At 45.1% G+C, this 16,219-nt stretch carries 13 protein-coding genes; 5 read left to right on the forward strand and 8 right to left on the reverse strand.

The window, feature by feature from the left end:
• Window positions 1-5 precede the first annotated feature (5 nt).
• The 3 genes from BQ7394_RS17000 to BQ7394_RS17010 are packed head-to-tail and all read left to right on the forward strand — an operon-like array spanning window position 6 to window position 2,508.
• Window positions 6-956: a phosphoribosylaminoimidazolesuccinocarboxamide synthase gene (locus BQ7394_RS17000; RefSeq protein WP_075558519.1), complete on the forward strand. Its 951-nt coding sequence runs from the start codon at window positions 6-8 to the stop codon at window positions 954-956.
• 6 nt (window positions 957-962) lie between these two features.
• A complete protein-coding gene (gene ubiE, locus BQ7394_RS17005) occupies window positions 963-1,745 on the forward strand; it encodes a bifunctional demethylmenaquinone methyltransferase/2-methoxy-6-polyprenyl-1,4-benzoquinol methylase UbiE (protein WP_075558520.1) in 783 nt (260 codons plus the stop codon).
• 19 nt (window positions 1,746-1,764) lie between these two features.
• Window positions 1,765-2,508: a shikimate dehydrogenase family protein gene (locus BQ7394_RS17010; RefSeq protein WP_075558521.1), complete on the forward strand. Its 744-nt coding sequence runs from the start codon at window positions 1,765-1,767 to the stop codon at window positions 2,506-2,508.
• A gap of 102 nt (window positions 2,509-2,610) precedes the next feature.
• On the opposite strand, the gene BQ7394_RS17015 is transcribed toward BQ7394_RS17010, so the two are convergent.
• The 4 genes from BQ7394_RS17015 to BQ7394_RS17030 all read right to left on the reverse strand — a co-directional run bounded on the left by BQ7394_RS17015 (window position 2,611) and on the right by BQ7394_RS17030 (window position 9,193).
• Window positions 2,611-5,976 carry an OmpL47-type beta-barrel domain-containing protein gene (locus tag BQ7394_RS17015; protein ID WP_139317724.1) on the reverse strand — a complete coding sequence of 1,122 codons (3,366 nt, stop codon included), beginning with the start codon at window positions 5,974-5,976 and terminating at the stop codon, window positions 2,611-2,613.
• A 154-nt stretch (window positions 5,977-6,130) separates the two neighbouring features.
• Complete coding sequence (locus BQ7394_RS17020; protein WP_075558523.1) at window positions 6,131-6,889, reverse strand: DNA-binding domain-containing protein; 759 nt, start codon at window positions 6,887-6,889, stop codon at window positions 6,131-6,133.
• Between the two features lie 276 nt (window positions 6,890-7,165).
• The gene (locus BQ7394_RS17025) at window positions 7,166-7,930 is read right to left on the reverse strand and encodes a TIGR03915 family putative DNA repair protein (RefSeq protein ID WP_075558524.1); all 765 of its coding nucleotides are present in this window, start codon (window positions 7,928-7,930) and stop codon (window positions 7,166-7,168) included.
• Between the two features lie 3 nt (window positions 7,931-7,933).
• On the reverse strand, window positions 7,934-9,193 hold the full coding sequence (locus BQ7394_RS17030) for a putative DNA modification/repair radical SAM protein (RefSeq protein ID WP_075558525.1): 1,260 nt from the start codon (window positions 9,191-9,193) through the stop codon (window positions 7,934-7,936).
• Window positions 9,194-9,260: 67 nt separating this feature from the next.
• On the opposite strand from BQ7394_RS17030, the gene BQ7394_RS17035 reads away from it, so the two are divergent.
• Complete coding sequence (locus tag BQ7394_RS17035; RefSeq protein ID WP_075558526.1) at window positions 9,261-10,088, forward strand: helix-turn-helix domain-containing protein; 828 nt, start codon at window positions 9,261-9,263, stop codon at window positions 10,086-10,088.
• On the opposite strand, the gene BQ7394_RS17040 is transcribed toward BQ7394_RS17035, so the two are convergent.
• Complete coding sequence (locus BQ7394_RS17040) at window positions 10,083-11,297, reverse strand: multidrug effflux MFS transporter (protein ID WP_075558527.1); 1,215 nt, start codon at window positions 11,295-11,297, stop codon at window positions 10,083-10,085. The genes BQ7394_RS17035 and BQ7394_RS17040 overlap by 6 nt on opposite strands.
• A 177-nt stretch (window positions 11,298-11,474) precedes the next feature.
• Between BQ7394_RS17040 and BQ7394_RS17045 the strand changes: the two genes are divergently transcribed.
• Window positions 11,475-12,647 (forward strand): glycosyltransferase, encoded by a 1,173-nt coding sequence (locus BQ7394_RS17045; protein ID WP_075558528.1) that lies wholly within the window; start codon window positions 11,475-11,477, stop codon window positions 12,645-12,647.
• Window positions 12,648-12,650: 3 nt separating this feature from the next.
• Here BQ7394_RS17045 and BQ7394_RS17050 read toward each other — a convergent pair whose 3' ends face one another.
• The 3 genes from BQ7394_RS17050 to BQ7394_RS17060 form a co-directional block, all read right to left on the reverse strand.
• Window positions 12,651-13,895, reverse strand: coding sequence for an ABC transporter permease (locus BQ7394_RS17050; RefSeq protein ID WP_075558529.1), 1,245 nt, complete (start codon window positions 13,893-13,895; stop codon window positions 12,651-12,653).
• A 72-nt stretch (window positions 13,896-13,967) separates the two neighbouring features.
• Entirely contained in the window at window positions 13,968-15,167 is a 1,200-nt protein-coding gene (locus BQ7394_RS17055) for a pyridoxal phosphate-dependent aminotransferase (protein ID WP_075558530.1), read from the reverse strand.
• Between the two features lie 134 nt (window positions 15,168-15,301).
• Window positions 15,302-16,198, reverse strand: a complete 897-nt coding sequence (locus BQ7394_RS17060) for a YitT family protein (protein WP_046150122.1) — start codon at window positions 16,196-16,198, stop codon at window positions 15,302-15,304.
• Window positions 16,199-16,219: the final 21 nt, after the last annotated feature.

Below are 16,219 nucleotides of genomic sequence, written 5' to 3' on the forward strand. Positions count from 1 at the left end.
TGGTCATGAAGAAGGCGTTAGTTAAAACAGATTACAATTTTCCGGGACAGAAGAGTGTTTATCATGGTAAAGTACGCGACGTGTACAATATCAACGATGAAGTATTGGTGATGGTCGCAACCGACCGTATCTCTGCTTTCGACGTAGTATTACCGGAAGGAATTCCTTACAAAGGCCAGATGTTGAACCAGATTGCAGCCAAATTCCTTGACGCAACCACCGACATTTGCCCGAACTGGAAAATGGCATCTCCCGACCCAATGGTTACCGTTGGTGTACAGTGCGAAGGATTCCCTGTCGAAATGATCGTACGCGGTTATCTTTGCGGAAGTGCATGGCGTGCTTATAAGAGCGGTGTTCGTGAAATCTGCGGTGTCAAACTGCCGGAAGGTATGCGCGAAAACCAACGTTTTCCGGAACCAATCATCACTCCGACAACAAAAGCTGCTATCGGTGCTCACGACGAAGATATCTCAAAAGAAGAAATCCTGAAACAGGGACTTGTTTCTGAAGCAGACTACGCCGTACTTGAAAAATATACAATGGAATTGTTCAAACGTGGAACAGAGATCGCTGCACAGCGCGGCCTGATCCTGGTTGACACCAAATACGAATTCGGACACCGTGACGGTAAGATCTACCTGATCGACGAAATCCATACTCCCGACTCTTCCCGTTACTTCTATTCCGAAGGTTATGAAGACCGTTTCGCCAAAGGTGAACCGCAGAAACAGCTTTCAAAAGAATTTGTTCGCGAATGGTTGATGGATAATGGTTTCCAGGGCAAAGCAGGACAGGTAGTTCCTGAAATGACTCCGGCTATCGTCGAAGGTATCAGCGAACGTTACATCGAGTTATTCGAACATATCACCGGTGAAAAATTCGAAAAAGGCGATACAGACAATCTGTTGGCCCGCATCGAAAAGAACGTAACAGAATATCTGAAAAATAAATAAGAGAATATGAAGTACGGTTCAGAACAGATATTACCTTACAACGGAGAAGAACAGAAGAGCACACAAGTCAGACGTATGTTCGACTCGATTGCAGGCACCTATGATCTATTGAACCATACGCTCTCGTTCGGAATCGATAAAATATGGCGCAGGAAAGGCATTGCTTTCCTGCGTCCTTTTTCTCCGCAGTCTATACTGGATATCGCCACCGGAACCGGCGACCTCGCTATTTCCATGCATCGCAAATTGAAAGCCCGTCAGATCATCGGGGCCGACATTTCCGAAGGCATGATGCAGGTCGGACGCGAAAAAGTAGCAAAAGCCGGTTACTCGGAATATATATCATTCGAACAACAGGACTGTACGGCGCTCACCTACCCCGACAATTCGTTTGACGCCGTAACTGCTGCATTCGGAGTACGTAACTTTGAAAATATCGAACAGGGGATAGCAGAGATGTTCCGGGTATTAAAACCCGGCGGTCATCTGATGATCCTCGAACTTTCCACACCGGAACATTTTCCGATGAAACAACTTTACCAGATCTATTCAAAGACGATCATTCCATGCATCGGCCGGTTATTTTCGAAAGAAAAGGCTGCTTACAGCTACCTACCGGCATCTATCAAAGTAGTTCCGCAAGGAAAGGTGATGAAAGAACTGCTCATTCGCCGGGGATTCTCCGAGGCACGGGTTCGCACCTTTACTTTTGGAATTTGTTCATTATATACAGCCAGTAAGGAGAGTTCGCCCAGTAAGGGCAGTTCGCGAACTGCCCATACAAATTAAACATAAAAAGAAGAAGGCTATGCAGAAATATGGTTTATTGGGATATCCACTCGGGCACTCGTTTTCCAAAACTTATTTCAATCAGAAATTTGAGGCGGAAAAAATAAATGCTCAATACGTAAACTTCGAGATCCCGAACATCAAAGACATCAAAACAGTATTGAAAGAAAACCCGGACTTAAAAGGTCTGAATGTAACGATCCCTTACAAGGAACAGGTTATTCCTTTTCTGGACGAACTGGATGAAGATGCACGTCTGATCGGTGCTGTCAACGTGATCAAGTTCACTAAAGGTCTTTTCGGAAGAACAAAGCTGATCGGCTACAATTCCGACATCATCGGCTTCAAGCAGTCGATCGAACCTTTCCTGAATGAAACGCACCGGAAAGCCCTCATCCTCGGAACCGGAGGCGCCTCCAAAGCTGTCTTCCAGGGATTGAAACAACTGGGAGTAGGCGCCACTTTGGTATCACGCAAACCAAAAGAACACTGCATTACATACGAAGAAATTACAGCCAAAACGATGGAGCAATACACGGTCATTGTCAATACAACTCCGCTGGGAATGTTCCCCAATGTAGACAATTGTCCTAATATTCCATACGATTTGCTCACACCCAACCATTTATTATACGACTTGTTATACAACCCCGATGAAACCCTCTTCATGAAGAAGGGAAAAGAAAAAGGGGCCGTCGTCAAGAATGGGCTCGAAATGCTGCTCTTGCAGGCATTTGCGGCTTGGGAGATTTGGCAGAAATAAATGGAGGTCACAATTTGTGACTTCCAATTCCATAAACAAACAATGGGAGTAAAAGCAATCATATAAGCTCCTACTCCCATCGAATAGTTATAAAGTACCTCCCTATCTCACTCTTACCTTATATACTTTATCATCCACCTGCACGATATAATTACCTTCGGGCAACGTCCAGCGACTGTCGTTCGGAGCGGCTTCGAAGCGACGAATAAGCGAGCCGGTGAAGGTATAGACATATACTTCGCGGCGCATGCCCAGGCGCAGATAGAGACAACCTTCGCCGCCACGGACTTCGATTGTTTCAGCCTCAATCCGTTCATTGGCTACCGGATCCGGATTCTTTTGAATACCATCGATGCGGATCTCCAAATCGCTTCGCACGTAACGGATAACATACTTGCCATCGCTGGCACGTGGCTCGATTGTTTCGCCACAGCTGGTGCTTACTACCGGCTTCGACTGGTCGTAATCGGCAGCAAGGGTAAGATAGAAACCGAAGCTGCCCCACGATTCTACCTCGTATTCACCCGCTGCCGGGTCGGTGGTTGCACCTTCCACGGCGGGAAGGGTGACGGTGTAGTAGACTGGCGTAGGCTCAGGCACATAAGGTGGATTATAACGGAAGCTGGCGGAGACGGTAACGGCATAGTCTGGCATGATGAATTGATTGTTACCATCAACCGACACAGTTTCGTCGCCCCCCGTATTCGTCACCGTCCAGCCGGCGAAGTCGTAGTTGGTATGCTCTGTATAACTGAGAGTGACAGTTTCATCGGCTGCCGCTTCGCCCTTATCAGCCCCAATCGTTCCGCCGGTAATATCAGTTGCAAGCGTGATCTTGTAGCGCGGCTTTTCAAAGGTAAGTTGCTCTTCTTCGAGACTACAAGTATTACCTACGTTATCAATAGCCGTCACCGTAAGCTTGTGCTTGCCATAAGAGGGAGCCGTCAGTGTGATAGGCTCGCCCGTATAAGCTACTGATTCCGATGCGCCTTCATCCCATTGATAGGTATAAGAAGCCACACCGCTCTCATCGTCAGTAATCGTGACAGAGACATTCAAACCATCAAGTTGTTTAATCTCGATTGCCGGAGCTGTTTTATCAATCTGAACAGGTAGTGTTTGTAGCCCCGACGAAGCTGTTCTATTATCTACCTCATCTATATTTCTTATACGTTTTAAATAATAGGTATAAGGAGAAGACAAAGTCACTGATTCTGCCCACTCACCCTCTGTTGCTGATATTTGGAAACCCTCAGAAGGTGTAAGCGTAAATATTTCACCTTCCTTATGCCAACCATCAACTGGTTCTGCCAACTCTTCTGCCTCCGCTGCATAGGCTTCTACCAGCGTTAGTTCATTAACTGTCACTTCACCGTTTTCCTGTGGCAATGTAATATCATAATTACTCTTATTGAAACGATTTTCACCTTCATCACTAATATTACTATCTGTAACTTTGCCAGTCTGTAAATCTTTAAATATCGGCTTCTCACTCCCAACAAGTTCATTTTCTCCTACTGTATAATAAAGTTCCTCTCCACTATACAACTCCTGCTTGGGGATATTCAGCGTCAAATTTTTCGGAGCAATCTCATATTCGATTGTAGTACTGAGTTCTGTATTATAATCGTCTTGCCAACTAAATGCTTCAGAATGATCATCTGCGTTTTTCGGTAAATCAGCGGGAGTAATATCTACCCATTCTATTTCTCCTCCGTCGTTCCATACTTTGCCCTTAACCTTTATATCTAACTCATCTCCATAAGTATAAGAAGCATCCTGCCCCGTCACCGAGATAGTCGGATTGTATTTCCATACGGCGTAATAGGTGTTATTGGCTTCTGAGGACAGTAGTACTTCAGTCCTGTCATTATCAGCACTGCTCCACCACGCAAAGGTATATCCAGGGCGCCAAAGCTCCGTAGGCGCAGTCACTTCACCGCCCTTCGCCGCCACCACCTGCTTTTGCTCCCGGTAGTCTATATAACCGCCGTTGCCATCGAAGGTGAGGAGGACGCCTTCCACGCAACTATAACCGGTTATAGTACCATTATCTAATTTATATAAATTCCCTAGTTCCTCGGTGTCAGATAGAGAGCCGCCACCTTTCTCCAGCGTCCCAGCCACTGCCAGCACGCCATTATTCGTAATCTTACCTTTATTCGTAACCTTCGCCCCCTCTTCCAATATCAGCGTTGTCCCTTCTCCGATAGTAAGCGTTTTATCGGCTTCCACTTCTAAGTTTTTGCCTTCGGGGATGGTTATCACGCCTTCAGGAAGCGACGTTGGGTTGCCATAAACCTTGCCGCTGTATGTACCTTTTAGGATGACACCGCTCCAAGCATCAGTATTATCGTCATTCCCAATACTACTTGCTATAATAAAAGCATTACCACTCTCGCCAGTAGAGAAAGTGCCAGCAGCAGCATCAAAACCGCCACCAATACCGGCACCACCATCAGTACTCGTAGCCGTCACAAAACCACCCTCAATCGTAATGGTTCCACCAGCACCACCAACACCCGTGGCACTTACACGACCTCCACCACCAATACCGGCACCATTCTTACTCGTAGCCGTCACAACACCACCCTCAATCGTAATGGTTTCACCAGCACCACGATTACCACCACCGATACCAGCACCATATTTACTCTCAGCCGTCACAACACCACCATCAATCGTAATGATTCCACTATCACCATAACCATCACCATCACTATCACCATAACCACCACCAATACCGGCACCACCATCACCCGTAGCCGTCACAACACCACCACGAATCGTAATGATTCCACCAGAACCATACCGACCACCACCAATACCGGCACCTTTATCAGTACTCGTAGCCGTCACAACACCACCATTAATCGTAATGGTTCCACCAGAACCACCTTTATAACCACCACCAAAACCGGTATAACCACCACCAATACCGGCACCATAATCACCCATAGCCGTCACAACACCACCATTAATCGTAATGGTTCCACCAGAACCATACTGACCACCACCAATACCGGCACCATAATCACACCCAGTCGCCGTCAACTCCCCCGCTCCATCTATCTCCAGCGAAGCGCTTCCTTCACAGCGAAGAGCTGGATGGTTATTGTAGTCGCCCGTTGCCTTCAACTTATTCACCCCTTCCAGCCACAAGTTTACACTTGCATCCCCTTGTATATCAAATGGACAACTACTCGACTCAATATTCACATCCCTCAAATAGATTGTCACTGTCAAACCCGTTTTTACAGTTATATTATTTCCCGTTGTCTTACTCAGGTCCCGCTGCGTAATCCGATACGTGCCACTCTCTTCAATCACGACCGATTTGTCGTCCACATAGAAGGTCTCCTTTATTTCTTCCGTCTCTTCCCCCCACGACACCGGCAGGCATAAAAAAAGGAATGCGACGACCCATGCGCCCATTCCCGTGATGCGATTCTTGTAATATTTACTCATACTAATGTTGTTATGCTGTTTCATTGTTATATTGGTTATTTGTTCATCCCATTTTGACGATGATGCATCGCCCGATCGGGCGAAACCTCATCGCCTGGTCGGGCGAAGGTGTGCCGCCTGGACGGGCGATGCACCTTCGCCAAACTTAAATAGGTTATTCGATGACCGGACGGTCGTCGTCGTCATCATCATCTTTCGGTTTGCCGCCGATCCACAGTGTAGTCGATGCACTGCGCGGCGATTTGAGAAGTGAGCTGGAAGCATACTGTGTAGTTACCGTCAGCGTATATTCGCCATTAGTCAGTTCAGAGGGGATTAGCAAGGTCAACTCAGATGGTTTGTTTGCCGTAATCATATCTTCGTCCAATTTCGTCACTACACCCTTCGAGTCGGTCAGCGTGACACCTACTGCTTCGTTGTCGCCTACGACCTTCAGCATCGCACCGCGTACAAAAAGGTTGCGGCCAGCCGTTGCACTACCGTCGCGAAGCTTCGTCTTGCGATCTTCTGTTTCAAGGATATACATGATATTCGATCTTTCGCCCAGTATTTCCACGCTGGTCTTCGCGATTTCTTCGCGCAGCTCCTTGCCCTGGTTGAAAACGACATAGATGGAGTTCTTTTCCTTATTCCATACGCCTCCTTCCACAACACCCGTCAGGCGGGCCACGGCATAGAAGAGGCCGGTGTTCACACTTACTCCGTTCAGAATAAGACGGGTTATGATTCGGTTGTACAATGAAATGGAGTGGCGAAGCGTCTCCTCACGCAGACCGGTGTCTTCTTCACGCATTTCTTTGATAATGTCATCGATACCGGCACTTCCATTTGATTCCAGTTGTAAAATCTTGTCAGTCAGATTGTCGGCAGTTACGGTGTTGTCGACGAGCCACCCTTTCAGTTTGTTCTGCATACTAGCATGGATTAGATTAGTTCTAGTAGAACTATGGAATCACAACAACTGACAATCAACAACCTTGTATTTATTATGATAAATATTCTTATTTCATATATTTTGCCCCAAACCTCTCAACCCTTTGTTTATTGAGGAGTTATACTTATCTTTGGCAAACATTATTAACATAGTTCTACTAGAACTATGCTGTTTATTTAATTACTTTTCTTAAAAAAGATCAATGCTTTAGTATCCTATAAAAAGATCTAAGTCTATTTATACGGGCTTCGCCCCCTATTGCTTTTCCGTCATATACTTCCAAAAACGCACCGGCATATGCTGGCGATGAAGCTTCGGGTTGATACGTTCTTTGATGGCAATCGTCTTGAAATACTCTTTCCACATCTGCTGAAACAGTTTCTCATCTTTATCCATCAGGCTCTCATTAAGGAAGCCGGATAACAGATGCTCTTCCTTTTGCTCGAAACGAACCTCAATCGTCTCTTTCAGATCATAATAATAGCCATACTCCCGACGCATATCGTAGATCAGCCATTTCTGATCGCCGAAACGATCGTTCAGATACGGAAGGACAAGCGGCAATACATTATATATAGGCTCGACGGCAGAGAAGTAAGTGCCGTCCAAAGCCTTTTGGAAACGGAGAAACTGCATGATGCGGAGACGTTCGTTGCTTACTTTCTTCCAGACCTTGGATATCTGTAGTACATCAGGATCACCGAAATTCATCTCAATAGATTTCGAATGGTCAAGCGCCTTGCGGATATAGCGGAACAACAGCATATCGACCTCCGGCAGCTCCGACAGCCAGGAGACTGTCAAACCCGACAACGATAGTTTCGATATCTTCTTTTCAAGCCCTTTCCATACCCGGTCTGCTTTCTCGCTGTCCGAACATATAGTAACCGTTTCCTCACAGAACAGAGGCAACGGCTCTCCTTCCATCCTCAGCGCATCCGGAAACGATTTACGGGAATACGCATCGAAAACGGCTGTGAGCAATCCTTCAAAAGTCTTATCGTATATAAAAACTACCATATATTATTCCGGAAACTGTAAAGTCAATTGCCTGTCATCTATTTTCTTTCTGCCTTTTTGTAATAGCAGATGGCGCACATTCTCCGGTTTCAGTTCATTTACCGTATGCATCGGCAATTCATTGCAGGTGATAAAATATTGCGCCTTCTTCATCACAATACCTATTTTCTTTAATTGCTCGGCTCCCAAACGACCATAACGGCGAGATACAACGATCAGTTTAGCCGACTTCACTCCTATGCCCGGTACGCGAAGGAGCATCTCGTAATCCGCTTTATTAATGTCGACCGGGAATGCCTGCGGGTTACGCAACGCCCACGATAATTTCGGATCCAATTCCAGATCGAGATCCGGATAGGCATCGTTCACGATCTCATCCACCTTAAACTGGTAGAAGCGCAACAGCCAGTCGGCCTGATACAACCGGTTTTCCCGCACCAAGGGCGGTTGTTTCAACATCGGCAGACGTGTGTCGTAATCATTTACAGGGATAAAGCCGGAATAATACACCCTTTTCATTGTCGGTCGCTGATAAAGGGCCGACGACAGGCGAAGGATATCTTTATCCGTATCGGGCGTCGCTCCTACGATCATCTGCGTGCTTTGTCCCGCCGGGGCGAAACGTGGAGCATGCCGGAACCGCTTACGCTCTTCCGAACTCTGCAAAACGCCTTGCTGGATATAACGCATCGGAGCAAAAACACTCTTAAAGTCTTTCTCGGGAGCAAGTATCTGCAAGCTTTGTTCATTCGGGATTTCGATGTTCACACTCAATCGGTCGGCATACAAACCAGCCTCGTTCACCAGTTCCTGACTGGCACCGGGAATACTTTTCATGTGGATGTACCCGTTGAAACGGTGTATCAGCCGCAAATCCTTTATAGCACGCACCAATCGCTCCATCGTATAATCCGGACTCCTGACAACCCCCGAACTCAGAAACAATCCTTCGATATAATTACGACGGTAGAATTCGATCGTCAGATTGACCAATTCCGAAACGGAGAGCGTCGCCCGCGGCAGGTCGTTACTCCGGCGGTTGATGCAGTAAGCACAATCGTACATACAATAATTGGTCAGCATGATCTTCAATAAAGAAATACACCGTCCGTCTTCCGCAAAACTATGGCAAATACCCCAACCGGCCGCACTTCCTATCATTCCGCTTTTCTTGGAACGGGAAGTACCGCTTGATGCGCAGGATACATCATATTTAGCCGATTCAGCTAATATTTTTAGTTTTTCGAGAACTGTTTCATTCATATTTCAGGAGGATATGCCACACAAAAATAAGGATTAAAAAGCTATCTTTGCGATAAAATAAAGTGAAATGTTCTTAGATAATATTCCTGTACATAACCTGGATGAAACGGACTTCTTCGTCGTCGAACTGATTGAAAACTGCGCGCCTTTGAATTTTCAGGGATCGCACCGGCATAATTTCTACGAACTGCAATTCTTTACGGAAACGGGGACAAACGAAAGCCACAATATCGACTTCGTGGAATATCCATTGCAAGCCAACCAGCTTTACCTGCTTCGTCCCGGACAAGTACATACACTGAAACTAAAAGATCAGAAAGGATTTCTGTTCGCCATTAATCCCGATTATTTCGAGCGCCTCTGCCTTCATATCGAGAGGTATGCGGATCATACATTTCCTAATATGCTTCTTCTCCCGGAGAAAGAAATCCCGGCTATCCGCCAGGTCATTCATCTAATCTACACCGAACATGAAGGACTGCACCGAAAAAGTCTGCTTAATTCATACATGCACGCCTTGATCACCCATCTGTTATTATTATACACCGATACCCGGGTCGATCAGGATATACGCGTCAGTAAAGTCTTGTCCCTGATAGACAAGCATTACATCAGCGAGCGATCCACCGACTTCTACGCCTGCGAAGTAAACCTCAGCAATAAACGGATGAACGAACTGACAAAAAAGGCCGTCGGCCACACAGTCAAACAACTGATAGACCAACGGCTATTACTGGAAGCCAAACGCATGATCAGTTCCGGAGCTTCGAGCTTCAAGGAAATTGCGTTCAACCTGGGATTCAGCGAAGCTTCTTATTTCACCCGCTTCTTCAAGGAACAAAGCGGCTGTACCCCCGAACAATTCCGGTCGTTATTGAAGAAAGACCTGTCATGAACGGACTTTGATCATCGCCAACCGTCGCCGCGTATCGACAAACAACAGCATAAAAGAGGTCAGTCCGCAAACGAACAGCCCGCACATCATCGGTACCACTGAATTGTTTTGCAGGAAACTGACTACAGCCGACAGTATCCCGGTAAACAACAATTGCAGGAATCCCATCAATGCCGAAGCCGCCCCGCTGTCTTCCTTAAAATAAGCCAGTCCAAGCGATGTCGTTGCCGGTAGCAGCAATCCGATCGGGATCAGATTCAGGAAAACCAACACCAATAAAGGCACGACAGAAGTCGACACCAACGAAGTCAGCACCAGCAATACTCCGATCAACAACTGAAAAACAAGCGTATATCTCACCAGCTTCTTCAACGTCATATATTTCAGGAAGAAATTAATAATATAGGTACCGAACATCAAACCCAATGAATTGACTGCAAAAATAATGGCAAATGTATCTCCCGACATTCCGCCCTTTTCCATGATCAGGAACGGAGCATTGGAAACATATACCATCAAACCACCGTAAGCCATACAACCTATTATCGTATAAACCATATACGGCCATACTTTCATCACTCGTACATACCCTTTCACCATTTCCCGCAACGAAGGTTTCTTCGCTTTCACCCCTTCGGGTAAAGGCATCGATTTACTTTTCGGAAGAAATATCCAGGTCAGCAGAATGGTACAAGCACCTAACAGCGCCATCGTATTAAACACTCCGTGCCAATGCCATTGTTTCAACAGCAAATTACCGATAGTCGGAGCAATGACAGGAGCAATACCAGAAATGATCACCAATAAAGAGAATACCTTCGTCCGTTGTTCATTCACAAACAGGTCGTTCACTGCTGCACGTCCGACCACGACACCGGCACATCCTCCGAAAGCCTGAAAGAAACGGATCACCCATAGTTGTTCGATCGAAGTCACATAGATGGAAGCAAACGAACTGACCGTATATAAAGCAGTCGCCAGCAAGATCGGATTTTTCCGTCCGTAATAATCGGAAAGCGATCCCCAAAACAGTTGCCCGATAGCAAAACCAGCCAGAAAGATGGATAAGGATATTTGTACTTCACTCAAAGAGACCTGCAAACTTTCGGCAATATCCGTAAAAGCAGGAAGATAAAGGTCTATACTCAGAGGTTCCAGCGCAGCCAGTAACGAAAGGACCAGAACCACGATTCCCATTTTTCTATTCATCACATTATACCTATTAAAATTACCGCGACAAAAGTACTGTCTTCCTTCCGTCCGCCTTTTACATTAATTGCACATTTACTGGGACAATAAAGAACTTCAGGGTATTTCTTTTATGAGTTATGGTAATTAAGCAGGAAACATGTACATTTGTACGTTTTTTTAAATACAGCTTCAATAATGAAAGACTTATTCATATTCAACAATATAGAACTGATCCTGGCGGCCACAACTGCCGGTTTATTTATCATTCAACTTTTGTATCATCTGGTGACATACGCCCGCCCATTAAAGGAGTCCAAGAGAAACAATACGGAGAAAAAAGAGGCTCAACCGGCCGTATCTGTTATTGTCTATGCAAAAAACGAATCCGAAAACCTACGGAGACATCTACCGTCTTTATTGACTCAGGACTATCCCGAATATGAAGTAATCGTGGTGAATGACGGCTCTACGGATGAGAGTGACGAAGTATTGAAAAAGCTAAAAAACAACAATAAACATCTGTATCACACCTATATTCCGGAAGATGTAAAATATCTGAGCCGAAAAAAACTGGCCCTGACTGTCGGAATCAAAGCTGCCAAACACGAGATCCTCCTTTTCACGGAAGCGAACTGTGAGCCTATGAGCAAAAACTGGATCTCCACGATGGCACGCAACTATAATAAAGAAACCAGTATCGTATTAGGATTTTGTGCTTACGGCAACCATAAGGGCTTCTTCCATAAACTAGTCGCTTACGATAACCTGATGAGCGGACTACAATACATATCTTCTGCTCTAACCCGCCACCCTTATGTCGGCAACGGACGTAACCTATCTTATAAAAAAGATTTATTCTTTGCCCACAAAGGATATTATAAATCACTGAGCCTGCACGCCGGAGACGACGACCTGTTCATCAACGAATCGGCAAACGGTAAAAACACACGGGTGGAATATACCCCCGAAAGCATCACCGAAATGGCAAAAATAGAACGGTTCAGTATGTGGAAAGAAATGAAAGTTTCGCGCGCTGCCACCCATCGCCATTATAAAGGAGGAGCATTGACATTCTACAGGATGGAAAGCATGAGTTATTTTCTCTTCTTCCTGGCGGTTGTTGCCGCAATCGTTCTCGGTATTTACGGAAACTGGCTGTTATCCGTTCTAGCAGGCTTGTTATATATCACCAGATTCGCTGTAAAAGCGACAATCCTGCATAAATCTGCTCATTTGTTACAGCAGAAGCCGGTCACAAGATGGTTATTCTTCCTTGAACTGATTCTACCTTTATTCAATCTGTATGTAAGGATATACCGGACGTTTCGCGGGAAAAACGACTATACTTTCCGGCTGGGAAACAAATAAGGATTATTCGAAACGGATACTTTTTGCCGGATCGATCTTGGTGATCAGGTAAGAAGGACCAAGCATCATCAGCATGGATGCACATAAAGTTCCGATATTCAACAGAACAAGCGAAAGAATATTCAGGTCGATGGGAACTGCATCCAGATAATAAGTGGAAGGATCAAGCGTGATAATATGGAAATGAGACTGTATCAGACAAATAGCAATACCGATCACATTCCCCCAAAGCATTCCTTTCCCGATAAGGAAAAAAGAAATATAAAGAAAGACTTTACGGATACTGGTATTGCTTTCCCCCAGTGCTTTCAGGATACCTATCATATTGGTTCGTTCCAAAATGATGATCAACAGACCTGAAATCATAGTAAATCCGGCTACTGCAAAGATTAGGACCAATATCACCACCACATTTATATCCAATACATCCAGCCAGTTAAAGATCATAGGGTTCAATTCCTTTATCGAACGAACAAAATAGGTATTCCCGTTCCGGTCCTGCTTCTCTACGAGATCGAAATACAAATCCTCTGCAGTCTGATCCAGATCGTCATAATCATCGACCAGTAATTCCAGACCACTCACCTGATCCTTTTCCCAACCGTTCAAACGACGGATCTGCTTGATATCAGCCAATACAAACAACTTGTCATAATCCAGGAACCCCGTCTCATAAATACCTGTAATCGTAAATTTACGTGCACGGACATCTTCCTGTACAAAATAAGTCAGAAAAGAATCCCCCAGTTTAAGACCAAGCAAATTAGACAAATATCTGGAAATAATGACATCGGTGGAAGTCTTATCCGGATTTATCGTGAGTATCTCGCCCTCCTTCAGGTTATTACGAAAGAAAGACCAGTCATAATCCGTATCCACTCCTTTCAATACAACTCCCTGAAAATCGTTATCGGTCTTCATGATACCCATCTTCGTGGCAAAAGTCTCCACATGGCAAACCCCGGGAAATGCATGAAGTGCCTGAAGCAAAGAGTCGCTTACCGCTATCGGTGTCGACTCGTACGAACTATTATTATCAAAGTTGGTGATCTGGATATGAGAGCCAAACCCGATCACCTTATTACGAACTTCCTTCTTAAAACCAATTACAATCGCTACAGAAAGAATCATCACAGCCAGCCCGAGTGCAATACCGATTATGGCAATACGCACAGCAGGAGGTGTGACCTGACGATCACCCTCCTTGCTAAAATGAATTCTTTGCGCTATAAATAGTTCTAAGTTCAATTCGATTCAGTTGATAGTTGACAGTTGACAAGTGACAGTTGACAGTTAAGTGTTTGTTCAACTGTCAACTGATTAAACGACTCTTCCCGGATATGCTTCCAGAGCCTTTGCCAGGACAACCAGTGCATTAGCCAGATCTTCCTTTTTCAGAACGTAAGCGATACGAACCTCGTTCTTTCCTAAACCGGGTGTTGTATAAAAACCGGAAGCCGGAGCCATCATAACCGTCTGTCCTTCATACTCGAACTCATCCAGACACCAGGCACAGAACTTGTCGGCATCGTCTACCGGCAACTTGGCTACGGTATAGAACGCTCCCATCGGAATAGGAGAATAACAACCCGGAATACGATTCAAACCGTCGATCAGGAATTTGCGGCGTTCCACATACTCGTTGTAAACTTCCAACATATATTCTTCAGAGGTATCCAGTGAAGCCTCGGCAATGATCTGTCCGACCAAAGGAGGACTCAAACGCGCCTGACACCATTTCATAACATTTTCCTTCACCATTTGGTTCTTCGTGATCAGCGCACCGATACGGATACCGCATTCACTGTAACGTTTAGAAACAGAATCGACCAAGACCACATTATTCTCTATCCCTTTCAAATGAAAAGCAGAGATATAAGGTGCTCCGGTATAACAAAACTCGCGATACACCTCATCCGAGAAAAGGAACAGATCGTACTTCTTCACGATATCACGAATCTGATCCATCTCCTTTTGTGTATAGAGATAACCGGTCGGATTGTTCGGGTTACAAATCAGGATCGCTTTCGTACGCGGTGTGATCAATTCTTCAAAACGCTCTACCGACGGAAGAGCAAACCCTTCATCGATAGTAGACGGAACAGTTTTGATCACAGCCCCGCTTGAGATTGCAAAAGCCATATAGTTCGCATACGCAGGTTCGGGAACAATGATTTCGTCACCCGGGTCCAGGCAAGCCATAAAAGAAAAGAATACAGCTTCGGAGCCACCGGTTGTGATGATTATATCGTCAACATCTACATTGATATTGAACTTCGCATAGTACTTAACCAATTTCTCACGGAAACTACGTATTCCCTCACTGGGAGAATACTCCAAAACCTTACGATCAATACGACGCATGGCCTCCATCGCGACCTCAGGAGTAGGTAAATCCGGTTGACCGATATTCAGATGGTACACCTTGGTACCCTTTGCCTTAGCCTTATTGGCTAGCGGAACTAGTTTTCTAATAGGGGAAGCCGGCATGTCGACACCCCGCTGTGAGATATTAGGCATTACTTTTTCTATATGTTAGTTTAAAGTTCGGCAAAGATAGGAAATAATTGAAAGTTGAAAGTTGAAAATTGAAAATTAATGTCGGTTTGCACGTTTTCCCGTCATTTAATTTTCAATTTTCATTTTTCAATTCCTCAAATTCCCGGACGAGGAGAATCCTTACTTGCATGCATTGTCGATATAAAGGCATTCGGATCTATCTCTTTGATCTCGTCTTTCAAACGCGGCATGTCTTTACGTTCGGCTATTGTAAAGATAATCTCTTTTTCCTTACCTTCATACATTCCCCGTCCGTGCAGGAATGTACCACGCATCCCCATCTTTCCGACAATAAGATCCTTTATTTCCTGTGTCTTTTTCGACACGATAAATACGGCACGGTTCGGGTTTTCCGTCTGGAACATTTCAACAACCTTGCCATATACGAAAATAGTGAACCAGGAATACAAAGGAACAGCCCAATCCTTAAAGACGATTAATCCCAGCAATACGACCGCCGAATCCAACAGAATGATCATGTTGCTGACTTTCAGATTAGAATTGTTGGCTATCACGCGGGCAAGGACATCTGTTCCGGCACTCGTACTTTGTGCCTTAAAAATACAGGCTACGCCGATACCCAATATTGCTCCACCATAGAAACAGGCTATAAAAGTATCGTTCTCCACCAACGGTTCATTTCCACAGAAATACGACAGGGTATCCGTAAAGATGGATATCAGAAGGAATGTTACAATCGTTTTAGGACCGGACGACAGACCGATCTTTTTCATTGCCAGGATCATCAACGGGATATTAAAGCATAAAGCAGTAGCACCCATCGGCAAACCATCCGGGAAAATCGAAAATACTCCTTTCGTTACATAATGTATCACAATGGAAATACCATAACACCCTCCCGGAACAATCTTAAAAGGAGCAAGGAACAGCACATAACTCAGTGCTTGAAGAAAAGCCCCGACCACGATAAAAGAGTAGTCGACGACAGCACTTTTCAAAGTAGCATTAGAAGGAAGACTTAGTTGTTTCATAAAAGATTAACCATTATTTAT

The organism is Parabacteroides timonensis (genome assembly GCF_900128505.1).
Classification (GTDB): domain Bacteria; phylum Bacteroidota; class Bacteroidia; order Bacteroidales; family Tannerellaceae; genus Parabacteroides; species Parabacteroides timonensis.

Excerpts from the sequence above, each read along its gene's own strand:
- BQ7394_RS17000 (WP_075558519.1), top strand. The coding sequence starts at position 6 with ATGAAGAAGGCGTTAGTTAAAACAGATTACAATTTTCCGGGACAGAAG.
- ubiE (WP_075558520.1), top strand. The coding sequence starts at position 963 with ATGAAGTACGGTTCAGAACAGATATTACCTTACAACGGAGAAGAACAG.
- BQ7394_RS17010 (WP_075558521.1), top strand. The coding sequence starts at position 1,765 with ATGCAGAAATATGGTTTATTGGGATATCCACTCGGGCACTCGTTTTCC.
- BQ7394_RS17015 (WP_139317724.1), bottom strand. The coding sequence starts at position 5,976 with ATGAGTAAATATTACAAGAATCGCATCACGGGAATGGGCGCATGGGTC.
- BQ7394_RS17020 (WP_075558523.1), bottom strand. The coding sequence starts at position 6,889 with ATGCAGAACAAACTGAAAGGGTGGCTCGTCGACAACACCGTAACTGCC.
- BQ7394_RS17025 (WP_075558524.1), bottom strand. The coding sequence starts at position 7,930 with ATGGTAGTTTTTATATACGATAAGACTTTTGAAGGATTGCTCACAGCC.
- BQ7394_RS17030 (WP_075558525.1), bottom strand. The coding sequence starts at position 9,193 with ATGAATGAAACAGTTCTCGAAAAACTAAAAATATTAGCTGAATCGGCT.
- BQ7394_RS17035 (WP_075558526.1), top strand. The coding sequence starts at position 9,261 with ATGTTCTTAGATAATATTCCTGTACATAACCTGGATGAAACGGACTTC.
- BQ7394_RS17040 (WP_075558527.1), bottom strand. The coding sequence starts at position 11,297 with ATGAATAGAAAAATGGGAATCGTGGTTCTGGTCCTTTCGTTACTGGCT.
- BQ7394_RS17045 (WP_075558528.1), top strand. The coding sequence starts at position 11,475 with ATGAAAGACTTATTCATATTCAACAATATAGAACTGATCCTGGCGGCC.
- BQ7394_RS17055 (WP_075558530.1), bottom strand. The coding sequence starts at position 15,167 with ATGCCTAATATCTCACAGCGGGGTGTCGACATGCCGGCTTCCCCTATT.
- BQ7394_RS17060 (WP_046150122.1), bottom strand. The coding sequence starts at position 16,198 with ATGAAACAACTAAGTCTTCCTTCTAATGCTACTTTGAAAAGTGCTGTC.